11 protein-coding genes are annotated in these 14,184 nt (G+C 70.7%); 6 read left to right on the forward strand and 5 right to left on the reverse strand.

The window, feature by feature from the left end:
- Nucleotides 1-202: 202 nt before the first annotated feature.
- On the forward strand, nt 203-1,429 hold the full coding sequence (ftsY, locus tag ACFYWS_RS33560) for a signal recognition particle-docking protein FtsY (RefSeq protein ID WP_389282708.1): 1,227 nt from the start codon (nt 203-205) through the stop codon (nt 1,427-1,429).
- Nucleotides 1,430-1,542: 113 nt separating this feature from the next.
- Here ftsY and ACFYWS_RS33565 read toward each other — a convergent pair whose 3' ends face one another.
- Nucleotides 1,543-2,211, reverse strand: a complete 669-nt coding sequence (locus ACFYWS_RS33565) for a bifunctional DNA primase/polymerase (protein WP_389282710.1) — start codon at nt 2,209-2,211, stop codon at nt 1,543-1,545.
- Between the two features lie 435 nt (nt 2,212-2,646).
- Here ACFYWS_RS33565 and ACFYWS_RS33570 point away from each other — a divergent pair, with 435 nt between their 5' ends.
- The 4 genes from ACFYWS_RS33570 (at nt 2,647) to ACFYWS_RS33585 (ending at nt 8,528) form a co-directional block, all read left to right on the forward strand.
- Entirely contained in the window at nt 2,647-4,119 is a 1,473-nt protein-coding gene (locus tag ACFYWS_RS33570) for a hypothetical protein (RefSeq protein WP_389282712.1), read from the forward strand.
- 239 nt (nt 4,120-4,358) lie between these two features.
- Nucleotides 4,359-5,708 (forward strand): ammonium transporter, encoded by a 1,350-nt coding sequence (locus tag ACFYWS_RS33575; protein ID WP_389282713.1) that lies wholly within the window; start codon nt 4,359-4,361, stop codon nt 5,706-5,708.
- On the forward strand, nt 5,705-6,043 hold the full coding sequence (locus ACFYWS_RS33580) for a P-II family nitrogen regulator (protein WP_326015327.1): 339 nt from the start codon (nt 5,705-5,707) through the stop codon (nt 6,041-6,043). The genes ACFYWS_RS33575 and ACFYWS_RS33580 overlap by 4 nt, the downstream gene beginning before the upstream one ends.
- Before the next feature lie 10 nt (nt 6,044-6,053).
- On the forward strand, nt 6,054-8,528 hold the full coding sequence (locus ACFYWS_RS33585) for a [protein-PII] uridylyltransferase (protein WP_389282715.1): 2,475 nt from the start codon (nt 6,054-6,056) through the stop codon (nt 8,526-8,528).
- A gap of 44 nt (nt 8,529-8,572) precedes the next feature.
- On the opposite strand, the gene ACFYWS_RS33590 is transcribed toward ACFYWS_RS33585, so the two are convergent.
- Genes ACFYWS_RS33590 through ACFYWS_RS33605 form a run of 4 tightly spaced genes read right to left on the reverse strand, consistent with a single transcriptional unit; the run spans nt 8,573 to nt 12,183 of the window.
- Nucleotides 8,573-9,601 (reverse strand): glycine betaine ABC transporter substrate-binding protein, encoded by a 1,029-nt coding sequence (locus ACFYWS_RS33590; RefSeq protein ID WP_389282717.1) that lies wholly within the window; start codon nt 9,599-9,601, stop codon nt 8,573-8,575.
- A 31-nt stretch (nt 9,602-9,632) separates the two neighbouring features.
- A complete protein-coding gene (locus ACFYWS_RS33595; RefSeq protein ID WP_389282719.1) occupies nt 9,633-10,433 on the reverse strand; it encodes an ABC transporter permease in 801 nt (266 codons plus the stop codon).
- Nucleotides 10,430-11,539 carry an ABC transporter ATP-binding protein gene (locus tag ACFYWS_RS33600; RefSeq protein WP_389282720.1) on the reverse strand — a complete coding sequence of 370 codons (1,110 nt, stop codon included), beginning with the start codon at nt 11,537-11,539 and terminating at the stop codon, nt 10,430-10,432. Before ACFYWS_RS33600 ends, ACFYWS_RS33595 begins: the two co-directional genes overlap by 4 nt.
- The gene (locus ACFYWS_RS33605) at nt 11,536-12,183 is read right to left on the reverse strand and encodes an ABC transporter permease (RefSeq protein ID WP_389282722.1); all 648 of its coding nucleotides are present in this window, start codon (nt 12,181-12,183) and stop codon (nt 11,536-11,538) included. The genes ACFYWS_RS33600 and ACFYWS_RS33605 overlap by 4 nt, the downstream gene beginning before the upstream one ends.
- A gap of 372 nt (nt 12,184-12,555) precedes the next feature.
- On the opposite strand from ACFYWS_RS33605, the gene ffh reads away from it, so the two are divergent.
- Nucleotides 12,556-14,115 (forward strand): signal recognition particle protein, encoded by a 1,560-nt coding sequence (gene ffh, locus ACFYWS_RS33610; protein ID WP_389282724.1) that lies wholly within the window; start codon nt 12,556-12,558, stop codon nt 14,113-14,115.
- Nucleotides 14,116-14,184: the final 69 nt, after the last annotated feature.

The following is a 14,184-nucleotide window of genomic DNA, read 5'->3' on the forward strand; positions in this document are numbered from 1 at the left end:
TGGGGGGTGACGGGCCCGCAGGGCCCTTGTGGAGTGGTGTCGTGATCCGGCGTGGTGTCCTGATCGCGTTGGACTCTACGCGCGTTGATGCGACGACAGCCATCGTACTTTAGTCCGAGTCCGACCCGTCAGAGCCCTTTGTCCTTTGGAGGAAGGAACGAACACTGCCCGGACGGGGCCCATGACTGATACTGGACGGGATATGGAAACCGTCATCCTTGCTGTAGTCATCGCCGTGGTCGTGATCGGCGCGCTCGGCGGGCTCGTGATCGGCAGCCGCAAGAAGAAGCAGCTGCCCCCGCCCCCGCCGTCGGCGCCCGACATCACCACCGCCCCGCCCACAGAGCCGCACGTCGGCGAAGAGGCCGAGACGCCGCGCGACGAAGCGCGGCGCACGATCGAAGAGGTCGACCTCCCCACCGCCGAGCCGGCCGTAGAGGAAGAACCCGAGGCCCCGGCCGTCGAGGAGCCCGCCGCTCCCGAGGTCGAGGTACCGGAGCCGACCGCGGGCCGCCTCGTGCGGCTGCGCGCCCGCCTTTCCCGGTCGCAGAACGCGCTGGGCAAGGGCCTGCTCACCCTCCTGTCCCGCGAGCACCTCGACGAGGACACGTGGGAGGAGATCGAGGACACGCTGCTCACCGCCGACGTCGGCGTGCAGCCCACCCAGGAGCTCGTCGAGAACCTCCGCGAGCGCGTCAAGGTGCTCGGCACCCGCACGCCGGACGAGCTGCGCGCGCTGCTGCGCGAGGAGCTCCTCAAGCTGCTCGTCCCCGAGTTCGACCGCACCGTGAAGACCGAGGGGTTCGCCTCCGAGGGCACGACGCCCGGCATCGTGATGGTCGTCGGCGTCAACGGCACCGGCAAGACCACCACCACGGGCAAGCTCGCGCGTGTGCTCGTCGCCGACGGCAAGAACGTGGTGCTCGGCGCCGCGGACACCTTCCGCGCGGCCGCCGCCGACCAGCTGCAGACGTGGGGCGAGCGGGTCGGTGCGCGCACCGTGCGCGGCCCCGAGGGCGGTGACCCGGCCTCTGTCGCCTTCGACTCCGTCAAGGAGGGCATCGAGGAGGGCGCCGACGTCGTCCTGATCGACACCGCCGGGCGACTGCACACCAAGACCGGACTCATGGACGAGCTCGGCAAGGTCAAGCGGGTCGTGGAGAAGCACGCTCCGCTCGACGAGGTGCTGCTCGTCCTCGACGCGACGACCGGGCAGAACGGTCTGGTCCAGGCGCGCGTGTTCGCCGAGGTCGTCGACATCACGGGCATCGTGCTGACCAAGCTGGACGGTACGGCCAAGGGCGGCATCGTCGTGGCCGTGCAGCGGGAGCTGGGCGTGCCGGTCAAGCTCGTGGGTCTCGGCGAGGGTCCCGACGACCTGGCGCCGTTCGAGCCGGAGGCGTTCGTGGATGCGCTTATCGGCGAGTAGGCGCTGCGCTTCGGTGCGGGAGACCGCGGTCGTGGCTGCTCTTCGGTGAGCAGAACGGCCGCGGCCTTTTTTTGGGCTGGGTCCGATTTTGGGCTGGGTCCGAGCCCACGTACCTACGCGCAGGGTGAGCGATGGGCCACGTACGCCAGCGTGCCCAACAGCAGCCTCGCCTGCGGCGGCCGGCTCGCCGTGTCGAGGGACGGCGCGCGCAGCCAGGTCGTCGGGCCGAGGCCGCCGCGGTCCGAGGGCGGGGCCGTGACGTAGCACCCCGCGCCCAGCGCGTGCAGGTCGAGGGCGGCGTCGTCCCAGCCCGTCCGGTAGAGCAGCGTGGGGAGTTCGGCCGCGGCGCCCGGCGCCACGAAGAAGTGGGCGCGGCCCTGCGGGGTGGCGATGACCGGGCCGAGGGGGACGCCCATGCGCTCCAGGCGGATCAGGGCGCGGCGGCCCGCGGCCTCCGGCACGTCGATCACGTCGAAGGCCCGGCCGGCCGGCAGCAGCACCGCGGCGCCGGGGAACCGGCCCCAGGACTCGGTCACTTCGCCGAGCGTGGCCCCCGCCGGCACCACCGCGGCCGGGTCGAGGGGATGGGCCCCGGGGGCCGGACAGCCGGCCTTTCCGCAGGAGCACTGGGAGTCGACGGCGCGGGCGCCCGGCACCACGTCCCAGCCCCAGAGGCCGGTGAACTCCGCCACCGTGGTGCAGTCCGAAGCGCGGCCGGACGTGCGGCCGCGGCGACGTGAGCCGGTGCGCATCTCGCGCATGCCGCCGATCGTGAAGCCCATGCCCCCTCCAACACATCCCGTGCGCCGGTGGTTACGCGGCGGACTCGGATCGTTACCCGACGTGTGTGCCGACCTGGCCGGACCGGGGCTCGTTGGTCTGAGGGGTGGTGCGCTCCGTGGTGCGCGCCCCTGTTCACCCTGGTTCGCCTACTTCCGGCTGTCCGATGTCAAGTGAATCGTGTGCGGCCACTGTTGGGTTCATTCGAAGGGGTGGCGAATGGTGGCGTTTCCGTGTTCGCCCTCGCCGGAGGGGTGATCGTAGGATTACTTTCAGTGCACGAGCCCTGAGGGTACGTGTACTCGTGGGTATGCCGCAGGCAAGTCGGTTTCCTGTTCGAGGAGTGACAACTGCCGGACGGGGAGCCTGGTTTGACGGCATCCTGGTAGGGCTTGCGGGCAGTGGCATCAGATGGACTGAGGGATGGGGGCGTTCCAGTGGGCGGCAGCGGCGGTGGCGTCACGAACGCCGAGAAGCGCCCGAACGAGCTGCTCGGTTCGTGGTTCGTGCGCAGTGGCTGGTCCAAGGGCGAGCTGGCGCGCCAAGTGAACCGACGGGCCCGGCAGTTGGGTGCGAACCACATCTCCACGGACACCTCCCGCGTACGCCGATGGCTCGACGGGGAGAACCCGCGCGAGCCGATTCCGCGGATCCTCAGCGAGCTGTTCTCCGAGCGCTTCGGCTGCGTCGTCGCCGTCGAGGACCTCGGCCTGCGCGCCGCGCACCAGGCGCCCTCGGTGTCCGGCGTCGATCTGCCCTGGACCGCCCCCCAGACCGTGGCGCTCATCGGCGAGTTCTCGCGCAGTGACCTGATGCTCGCGCGCCGCGGCTTCCTCGGCAGCTCCCTCGCGCTCGCCGCGGGCCCCTCGCTGATCGAGCCGATGCAGCGCTGGCTGGTGCCGACCCCCGGCGGTTCGGCCAGGCCGGAGCCGGTCACGCAGCGTCGTGGGAACCGGCTCTCGAAGCCGGAGTTGGACCTCCTCGAATCGACCACGGTGATGTTCCGCCAGTGGGACGCCCAGTGCGGCGGCGGACTGCGCCGCAAGGCCGTCGTCGGCCAGCTCCACGAGGTGACCGACCTGTTGCAGGAGCCGCAGCCGGAGGAGACGACGCGCCGCCTGTTCAAGGTCGCCGCCGAACTCGCCGAGCTGGCCGGCTGGATGAGCTACGACGTCGGCCTGCAGCCCACCGCCCAGAAGTACTTCGTGCTCGCCCTGCACGCCTCCAAGGAAGCGGGCGACAAGCCGCTGGGCTCGTACGTGCTCAGCAGCATGAGCCGGCAGATGATCCACCTCGGCCGGCCCGACGACGCCCTCGAACTCATCCACCTCGCCCAGTACGGCAGTCGAGACTGCGCCAGCCCCCGCACCCAGTCCATGCTGTATGCGATGGAGGCCCGCGCCTACGCGAGCATGGGGCAGCCCGGCAAGTGCAAGCGCGCCGTGCGGATGGCCGAGGACACCTTCACCGACGCCGACGACTGGGACGAGCCGGACCCCGACTGGATCCGCTTCTTCTCCGAGGCCGAACTGCACGGCGAGAACAGCCACTCGTACCGGGACCTCGCCTACGTGGCGGGCCGCAGCCCCACGTACGCGTCGATGGCCGAGCCCGTGATGAAGCGCGCCGTCGAGCTGTTCGGGAAGGACTCCGAGCACCAGCGTTCGTACGCACTGAACCTGATCGGGATGGCCACGGTGCACCTCCTGCAGAAGGAGCCCGAGCAGTCCACGGTGCTCGCGGGGCGGGCCCTGGAGATCGCCAGGAAGGTGCGCTCGGAGCGGGTCAACACCCGGATCCGTAAGACCGTCGACAACGCGACGCGCGACTTCGGCGATGTCGCCGAGGTCATCGACCTCACCGAACAGCTCGCGATCCACCTGCCGGAGACCGCGGAAGCCGCGGTCTGACGGCGGGGGATCACCCCCACGAACCCCGGCCACGGCCACCGTCCCGAAACAGCCCGACTCGGCTCCCCTACGCCAGGTCATCGCGGACGGCGGCCGTGGCCGGCCTGTTTCAGGCATTTCATTCACCCGTAACACCCGCGAGCTCTTCGTCACTGCGGCGAAACATCAAGGGGCCCGAACGGAAACGGCGCTGCAGCAATGTCATGGCGCATAACCGGCCCGATGACGAGGAGACGCCGATGGCTCCAGCCATCACGCTGGCGGCAGACGCACCCACACTGTCGCCCGCCAATACAGGCTTCATGCTTATTTGTTCCGCCCTGGTGATGCTGATGACCCCGGGCCTGGCCTTCTTCTACGGAGGCATGGTCCGCGTCAAGAGCACCCTGAACATGTTGATGATGAGCTTCATCAGCCTCGGGATCGTGACGATCCTGTGGGTTCTGTACGGCTTCTCCGTCGCGTTCGGCACCGACAAGGGCTCGCTCATCGGCTGGGACGGCGACTTCGTCGGCCTCAGCGGGATCGGCCTCACCCAGCTCTGGGACGGCTACACGATCCCGGTCTACGTCTTCGCCGTCTTCCAGCTGATGTTCGCGGTGCTCACGCCCGCGCTGATCAGCGGCGCGCTCGCGGACCGCGTGAAGTTCAGCGCCTGGGCGCTGTTCATCGCGCTGTGGGCCACGATCGTGTACTTCCCGGTCGCGCACTGGGTGTGGGGGACCGGTGGCTGGGCCTTCGAGCTCGGCGTGATCGACTTCGCGGGCGGCACGGCCGTGCACATCAACGCGGGCGCCGCCGCGCTCGGCGTGATCCTCGTGATCGGCAAGCGCGTCGGCTTCAAGAAGGACCCGATGCGGCCGCACTCGCTGCCGTGGACGATGCTCGGCGCCGGTCTGCTGTGGTTCGGCTGGTTCGGCTTCAACGCCGGCTCGTGGCTCGGCAACGATGACGGCGTCGGCGCGCTGATGTTCATCAACACACAGGTCGCGACCGCCGCCGCCATGCTCGCCTGGCTGGCCTACGAGAAGATCCGGCACGGCGCGTGCACCTCGCTCGGCGCCGCCTCCGGTGCCGTCGCAGGGCTTGTCGCGATCACTCCTTCAGGTGGTTCCTGCTCGCCGCTCGGCGCGATCGCCATCGGCGCCGTCGCCGGAGTCCTGTGCGCGCTGGCCGTGGGCCTCAAGTACAGGTTCGGCTACGACGACTCGCTCGACGTCGTCGGCGTCCACCTGGTCGGCGGCGTCGTCGGCTCCCTGCTCGTCGGCCTCTTCGCCACGGGCGGCGGCCAGTCCGACGTGGCGGGACTGTTCTACGGCGGCGGCCTCGACCAGTTCTGGAAGCAGTGCGCGGGCGTCGGAGGCGTCCTCGCCTACTCGCTGATCGTCTCCGCGGTCCTCGCCTTCGTCCTCGACAAGACCATCGGCATGCGGGTCGACGAGGACGACGAGGTCTCCGGCATCGACCAGGCCGAGCACGCCGAGACCGCGTACGACTACAGCGGCGCGGGCGGCGGCACCACGTCCCGCCAGGCGGCCCCCGCCCCGGTCACCCCGCAGGTTTCCCAGGACAAGAAGGTCGACGCATGAAGCTGATCACCGCCGTCGTCAAGCCGCACCGGCTCGACGAGATCAAGGAAGCCCTCCAGGCCTTCGGCGTCCAGGGCCTGACCGTGACCGAGGCCAGCGGATACGGCCGTCAGCGCGGGCACACCGAGGTCTACCGCGGCGCCGAGTACACCGTCGACCTGGTACCCAAGATCCGTATTGAGGTCCTGGTCGAGGACGACGACGCCGAGGAACTGCTCGATGTCGTGGTGAAGGCCGCGCGGACCGGCAAGATCGGCGACGGCAAGGTCTGGGCGGTCCCCGTCGAGACGGCCGTGCGGGTGCGCACCGGCGAACGCGGCCCGGACGCGCTGTAACGGATCTTTCATGGACGGAAGCGGGAGCCGCCGGGTGACGAGCGTGAACGACGTACGTGCTGAATCAGAGGATTCCGGACCCAGCGGCTACGCGGCGGCCCGGCTGCGCCTCCTCCAGAGCGAGGCGCGGTCCGGGCCGCCGCGCCGTGCCGCCCTCGCGGAGCTGACCGACGAATGGCTCGCCGGGCTCTTCGGCGCCGGGGCGCCGGGCGTCTCGCTCGTCGCGGTCGGCGGGTACGGCCGCGGCGAACTCTCCCCGCGCAGCGACCTCGACCTGCTCCTGCTGCACGACGGCTCGGCGGACCTGGGGGAGGTCGCCGCGCTCGCCGACCGCATCTGGTACCCGGTGTGGGACCTGGGCCTCGCCCTCGACCACTCCGTCCGTACGCCGGCGCAGGCGCGCAAGACCGCGGGCGACGACCTCAAGGTGCAGCTCGGCCTGCTCGACGCCCGGCATCTCGCGGGTGACCTCGGGCTCACGGCGGGCCTGCGTACCGCGGTGCTCGCGGACTGGCGCAACCAGGCGCTCAAGCGGCTGCCCGAACTGCGTGAGCTGTGCGAGGAACGGGCCGACCGCCAGGGCGAGTTGCAGTTCCTCCTCGAACCCGACCTGAAGGAGGCGCGGGGCGGGCTTCGGGACGCCACCGCACTGCGCGCCGTCGCCGCCTCATGGCTCGCGGACGCGCCCCGCGAAGGCCTCGCCGACGCGCGGCGCCGGCTCCTCGACGTACGGGATGCCCTGCATCTGGCCACCGGGCGCGCCACCGACCGGCTCGCGCTCCAGGAGCAGGACCAGGTCGCCGCGGAACTCGGCCTGTTGGACGCCGATACGTTGCTGCGGCAGGTGTACGAGGCCGCGCGCACGGTGTCGTACGCCAGTGACGTCACCTGGCGGGAGGTGGGCCGGGTGCTCAAGTCCCGGTCCGCCAAGCCCCGTTTGCGGTCCCTGCTCGGTGGCGGGAAGTCCGCGCCGGTGGAGCGCTCGCCGCTCGCCGAGGGCGTCGTCGAGATGGAGGGGGAGGTGGTGCTCGCCCGCGCCGCCAAGCCCGAGCGCGACCCGGTGCTGCCGCTGCGCGCCGCCGCCGCTGCCGCCCAGGCCGGGCTTCCGCTGTCGCTGCACGCGGTGCGCCGCCTTGCGGCCGCCGCCCGGCCGCTCCCCGCGCCCTGGCCAGCAGAGGCCCGTGAGCAGTTGGTCACGCTGCTCGGCGCGGGGCGCCCGACCGTCGAGGTGTGGGAGGCCCTTGAGGCCGAGGGGCTGATCACCCGGCTCATCCCGGACTGGGAGCGGGTGCGGTGCCGCCCGCAGCGAAATGCCGTGCACACGTGGACGGTTGACCGCCATCTCGTCGAGACGGCGGTGCGGGCCTCCGAGCTGACGCGCCGCGTGCACCGGCCCGACCTGCTGCTCGTGGCGGCGCTGCTGCACGACATCGGCAAGGGCTGGCCGGGGGACCACTCGGTCGCGGGCGAGGTCATCGCGCGGGACGTCGCCGCGCGGATCGGCTTCGACCGGGCCGATGTCGCCGTGCTCGCCTCCCTCGTACGCCACCACCTGCTGCTCATCGAGACCGCCACGCGGCGCGACCTGGACGACCCGGCGACCGTACGGTCCGTCGCGGACGCGGTCGGCTCGGCCGGCACGCTCGAACTGCTGCACGCGCTGACCGAGGCGGACGCCCTGGCGACCGGGCCCGCCGCCTGGTCGTCCTGGCGCGGCTCGCTGGTGGACGACCTGGTCAAGCGGGTCTCGGCGGTGCTCGCGGGGGACGAGCCGGTCGATCCGGACGACGCCGAACCGACGGCCGAGCAGGAGCGGCTCGCGGTGGAGGCGCTGCGCACCGGAGGGCCCGTGCTGGCGCTGCGGGCGCAGACGGACGCGGTGCCGACCGAGACGGAGGGGGCCGGGGAACCGGAGCCGCTCGGCGTCGAGCTGGTGATCGCGGTGCCGGAGCAGGACGGGGTCCTTCCGGCCGTCGCCGGGGTGCTCGCGATGCACCGGCTGACCGTGCGGACGGCGGAGCTGCGGGCGCTGACGCCGCCGGAGGGCGTGGAGGGGATCGCCCTGCTGCTTGACTGGCGGGTCGCCGCCGAGTACGGCTCGCTGCCGCAGGCCGCGCGGCTGCGCGCCGATCTCGTACGGGCCCTCGACGGCTCGCTCGACATCGCGGCGCGGCTCGCCGAGCGGGACGCCGCGTATCCGCGCAGGCGTGGTGTGGTGGCGCCGCCGGCCCGGGTGACGGTGGCCTCCGCGGGCTCACGGCGGGCGACGGTGATCGAGGTGCGGGCGCACGACGCGCCGGGCCTGCTGCACCGCATCGGGCGGGCGCTTGAGGTGGCGGGGGTGCGGGTGCGCTCGGCGCACGTGTCGACGCTGGGTGCCAACGCGGTCGACGCGTTCTACGTGGCCGGGGGCGACGGGGGACCGCTGCCTTCTAAGGAAGCGGTGTCCGTGGCGCGGCAGGTCGAGGAGGCCTTGCACGGGTGAGCGGGCGGGGGGGCCGGGGTGTGCGAACCCCGGCCCCTGCCGCGTCACTTGCCGATGAAGCCGTTCGTACGCAGGAAGTACAGCGCGGCCTGCTCCGCGCTCTTACCCTCCAGGTCGACCATGCCGTTGAGCTTGATGATGGTCTTCTCGGTGAGCGCGTCACCGAGCTTCTTCGCCAGCTTCGCGAGTTGCGGGTACTTCTTCGCGGTCTCGTCGCGCACGGTCAGCGCGGCCAGCTCCGTCGTGAAGTGCCCCTTGTCGTCGTCGAGGACCTTGAGGTCCAGGGACTTCAGGCGGGCGTCCGTGGTGAACACCTCGGCGAACTTGCAGGGGCTGCCCTTCGCCACGTTCACGAAGTTCAGCGCGAACGCGTTCTGGTAGACCTGCGGCGCGCCGAACTTGAGCTTGTACGGGCTCTGCTCCAGCGCCCCCAGCTCACGGTCAAGGAACTCCGAGGCCCCGCAGAGCGTGGCGTCCTGCGGGTGCTCCTTCGCCAGTTTCGCCAGGTCGCTGATCGAGTCGACCTTCCCGGCGCGGCCCTGCGCGTCGGAGGCGCGGGCCATCGTGTACTGGTTGCCGAACTTCGCGGGACCCAGCCACTTGATCTTGTGCTTCTTCAGGTCCTCGCTCGACGTGGCCCTGAACTGTGCGGCGCTGCCCTGCACGGGGGTGTCGTGCTGCAGGAACTGGGTCCAGCCGGTGCCGGAGTAATCCCAGTACATGTCGACGTCGCCGCTCTCCAGCGCGCTGCGCGCGATGGAGGTGCCCTGAAGGCCCGTCTGGTCCTTCGTGCTCGCCCCTGCCGCCTCGACCGCGTACTTCGTGATCTTGCCGAGGATCTGCTGCTCGGTGAACTCCTTGGAGCCGACCGCGAAGTGCGCGCCCTTCAGGTCGACGTCCTTGGCGATCGAGCCGCCGGCGAGCTGCTTCTGGCTCGCCGTCCGCGGCAGGTTCTCGGAGGATCCGCCGGCCGCGCCGGTGTCCGAACAGCCGGTCAGCGCGGCGCCGCCGAGCAGGGCCGCGCACAGGGCGACCGAGACCTTGGCGCGCGCCGTGCCCTGTCCGCTTCGCATGGGTGTCTTCACTTCTCTCACAGGCCCCTTCTCACAGACCGCGCGGGCGCAGCAGGTTCTCGACGATCCCGGCGACCCAGTCCACGAGCAGCGCGAGAACGGCCACGAGCACGCTTCCGGTGACCAGGACCAGGTTGCGGCTGGAGTTGATCCCGTTCGAGATCACATCGCCGAGGCCGCCCGCCCCGATGAACGTCGCGAGCGCGACCGTGCCCACGGTGATCACCAGTGCCGTACGGATCCCGGCGAGCATCACCGGCACCGCGAGCGGCAGTTCGATCCGGCGCAGCACCTCCCACCGGGTCATGCCCATGCCCTGGGCGGACTCGAGGATCGAGTCATCCACCTGTTGAAGGCCCGCGATGGTGTTGCGCAGCACCGGCAGCACCCCGTACGCGACGAACGCGATCAGCGCGATCTGCGTCACCCCGAGGCTGACGAAGGCCACCGCGAGCAGCACGATCAGGCCGAGCGAGGGAAGCGCCTGCCCGATGCTGGCGACCGCGAGGACGGGCCCTGCGAGGGGGCGGGCCCAGCGGCGGGTGAGCAGCACGCCGAGCGGGATGGCGATCGCCAGGATGAAGACCGTGGCGACCGCGGTCAGTTCGAGGTGCGTGAGCGTGCGGCTGAGCAGGTAGTCCGCGTTCAGGCTGCGCAGCTCGATCTGGTCCTTCCGCTGCCCGGAGACGTACCAGGCGAGCAGGGCGAGGACCACGGCGAGGGCGAGCGGGGTGAGGGCGAGGCGCCACAGCGGCGGCAGGACGCGGGTGCGTTCCGACGGTTTCGTGTCCTGTGCGGCGGCCGGGAGGCCGTCGACGAGTGCCTGGGTCACGGCCGGGCCCCCTGCAGCAGACCGGAGCCGCTGTCGGTGTGGATCAGCGTCCGCAGGGTGTCGAGGGAGACGACGCCGCGGTAGCGGCCCATGTCGTCGACGACCGTCAGCGCGGACGCGTTCACGGCGAGCAGCTCGTCGAGCGCGTCGTACAGGCTCGTGCCCGGGCCGAGCGGGGAGATCAGCGGCAGCCGGGTGCCACCGTCGGAGGGCAGCCAGCCGACGGGGCGGCGGTCCTCGTCCAGGACCACCACGAACTCGCGGTCGCTGTCCGCGGCGGCGTCCCGCTGCGCCTCGGCGCTCGCCGATTCGGTGACGGTGGGCCACAGCGGTACGTCGACGTTCCCGAGCTTGGTCAGCGAGAGACGGCGCACAGCGGCGCCCGCCCCGATGAAGTCGGTGACGAACTCACTCGCGGGCTCGGCGAGGATCTTCTCCGGGGTGTCGTACTGGACGACGTTTCCGTGCTCGGCGAAGACCGCGATCTTGTCGCCCATCTTCACGGCCTCGTCGATGTCGTGGGTGACGAAGACGATCGTCTTGCGCAGCTTCGACTGGATCTTGAGGAACTCGTTCTGCAGCGCCTCGCGGTTGAGCGGGTCGATCGCGCCGAACGGCTCGTCCATGAGCATCACCTGCGGGTCGCCGCCGAGCGCGCGGGCGACACCGACGCGCTGCTGCTGGCCGCCGGAGAGCTGCTTCGGGTAGCGGCCGCGGTACGTGTCCGGGTCCAGGCTCACCATGTCGAGCAGCTCGTCCACGCGCGCGTGGACGCGTTTCTTGTCCCAGCCGAGCAGGCCGGGCACGGTGGCTATGTTCTGGGCGACCGTCTGGTGCGGGAAGAGCCCGGACTGCTGGATCGCGTAGCCGATGCGGCGGCGCAGCTCGTGCACCGGGATCTGCGTGACGTCCTCGCCGGCGAGGTGGATGCGGCCGGACGTCGGCTCGATCAGCCGGTTGATCAGCTTCATCGTCGTCGTCTTGCCACAGCCGGAGGGGCCGACGAAGACCACGATCTTCCCCTCGGGGATCTCCAACGTCAGGTCGTCCACCGCCGGACGCTCCTGCCCCGCGTAGGACTTGGTCAGCCGGTCGAGCCGGATCATCGGGTGGCCCCCTTCGGAGTGGTCAGACGGTTGAGCAGGGCGAAGAGCAGATCGAAGAGCAGCGCGAGGACGACGATGGCGAGCGCGCCCTCCAGCGTCAGATAGACGGCGAACGGGGTTCCCGCGCTGGCGAGTCCGTCGAGGATGAGCTTGCCGAGGCCGGGACCGTTCACGGCGGCGGCGATCGCGGCGATGCCGAGCAGCATCTGCGTCGCGACCCGCAGGCCGGTGAGGACGACGGGCCAGGCGAGCGGGAACTCGATGGTGGCGAGCACCTTCAGCCGCGTCATGCCCATCGCGTTCGCGGACTCGACGACGGCCGGGTCCAGCTCGCGCAGGCCGACCACCGTGTTACGTATGACGGGCAGCAGCGCGTACAGCGTCAGGGCCACCACGGAGGGGCCGGCGCCCAGGCCGAGCGGCGTGATGAGCAGGCCGAACAGCGCGTAGGACGGGATCGTCAGAAGCAGCCCGGCCGCCCCGAGCACGGCGGCGCGCGGCGCCCGTGTCCGGTACGTCAGGATCGCCACCGGGACGCCGATGAGCACGGCGAGGGCCAGTCCTTCGAGGACCAGCAGGATGTGCGCGAGCGTGGCGTCGAGCACGTCGGGCCAGTTGCCCTGGAAGTAGTCGAAGAAGTTCACGCCGGCCTCCCTTGGGGTGCCGGTGGCCTACGGACCGGCCGTGCCGGCCGGTCCGTGGAGTGGGAGGTCATCTGTGAGCTCCTGTTCGCGTTCAGATGTGGGTACGGCGGTGCGCCGCACGGCTGCTGGTGGCGGTTCCGGACACGACCGGGCACGCCCCGGCCCGGGGCGGAGGGGAGGGGTGGTGTCGAAACCGGAGAGCGCCTACCCAGTCGGGCGCCACTGATGTGCACCGATTTACGGAACCGCTGGGACCGTAATTATGGGCCCGCGGGGCCCATCGGGACCGGGCCACTGACCACAGCACCGCGGACGGATACCCTGGAAGGCGACCTGTCCGTAACGCCCCCGACCCGAGGATTCGCGACCGCCGTGTTCGACACTCTCTCCGATCGCCTCGCAGCGACATTCAAGAATCTCCGCGGCAAGGGGCGCCTCAGCGAGGCGGACATCGACGCCACGGCGCGCGAGATCCGGATCGCCCTCCTTGAAGCCGACGTGGCACTGCCCGTCGTCCGCGCCTTCATCAAGCAGATCAAGGAGCGGGCGACCGGCGTCGAGGTCTCCCAGGCCCTGAACCCCGCCCAGCAGGTCATCAAGATCGTCAACGAGGAGCTCGTCGGCATCCTCGGTGGCGAGACCCGCCGGCTGCGCTTCGCCAAGACCGGCCCGACCGTGATCATGCTCGCGGGTCTGCAGGGTGCGGGTAAGACGACCCTCGCGGGCAAGCTGGGCCGCTGGCTCAAGTCCCAGGGCCACTCGCCGCTGCTCGTCGCCTGTGACCTCCAGCGCCCGAACGCCGTGAACCAGCTGAGCGTCGTCGCCGAGCGGGCGGGCGTGGACATCTACGCGCCGGAGCCGGGCAACGGCGTGGGCGACCCGGTCAAGGTGGCCAAGGACTCCATCGAGCACGCCAAGGCCAAGGTCTACGACGTCGTCGTCGTCGACACCGCGGGCCGCCTCGGCATCGACCAGGAGCTGATGCAGCAGGCCGCGGACATCCGCGACGCGGTCTCGCCGGACGAGGTCCTCTTCGTCGTCGACGCCATGATCGGTCAGGACGCGGTCAACACGGCCGAGGCCTTCCGTGACGGCGTCGGCTTCGACGGCGTGGTGCTCTCCAAGCTCGACGGTGACGCCCGCGGTGGTGCGGCCCTCTCCATCGCGCACGTCACCGGCAAGCAGATCATGTTCGCCTCCAACGGCGAGAAGCTGGACGACTTCGACGCGTTCCACCCGGACCGCATGGCGTCCCGCATCCTCGGCATGGGCGACATGCTCACGCTGATCGAGAAGGCCGAGCAGACCTTCTCGCAGCAAGAGGCCGAGAAGATGGCCTCCAAGCTGGCCTCCAAGAAGGGCCAGGACTTCACGCTCGACGACTTCCTGGCGCAGATGGAGCAGGTCAGGAAGATGGGCTCCATGTCCAAGCTGCTCGGCATGCTGCCGGGCATGGGGCAGATGAAGGACCAGATCGCCAATCTCGACGAGCGTGACGTCGACCGCACGGCCGCCATCATCAAGTCGATGACGCCGACCGAGCGCCAGGAGCCGACGCTCATCAACGGCTCGCGCCGCGCCCGTATCGCCAAGGGTTCCGGCGTCGAGGTCAGCGCGGTCAAGAATCTGGTCGAGCGGTTCTTCGAGGCCCGCAAGATGATGTCCCGCATGGCCCAGGGCGGCGGCATGCCCGGGATGCCCGGCATGCCCGGCTCGGGCGGTGGCCCCGGCAAGCAGAAGAAGCAGCAGAAGAAGGCCAAGGGCAAGCAGCGCTCCGGCAACCCCATGAAGCGCAAGCAGCAGGAACAGGATGAGGCCGCCCGGCGCGCGGCCGCCGCCGAGGCCGGCGGCGCACTCGGTCTGCCCGGCGGCGACCAGCAGAGCGCCAAGGACTTCGAGCTTCCCGACGAGTTCAAGAAGTTCATGGGCTGACACTTCAGCCGCTGTACGGGTAAGGGGCGTCCGCCATGGCGGATGCCCCTTACGCATGTCTCCCCCCTG

Source organism: Streptomyces sp. NPDC002795 (assembly GCF_042888725.1).
Lineage (GTDB): Bacteria > Actinomycetota > Actinomycetes > Streptomycetales > Streptomycetaceae > Streptomyces.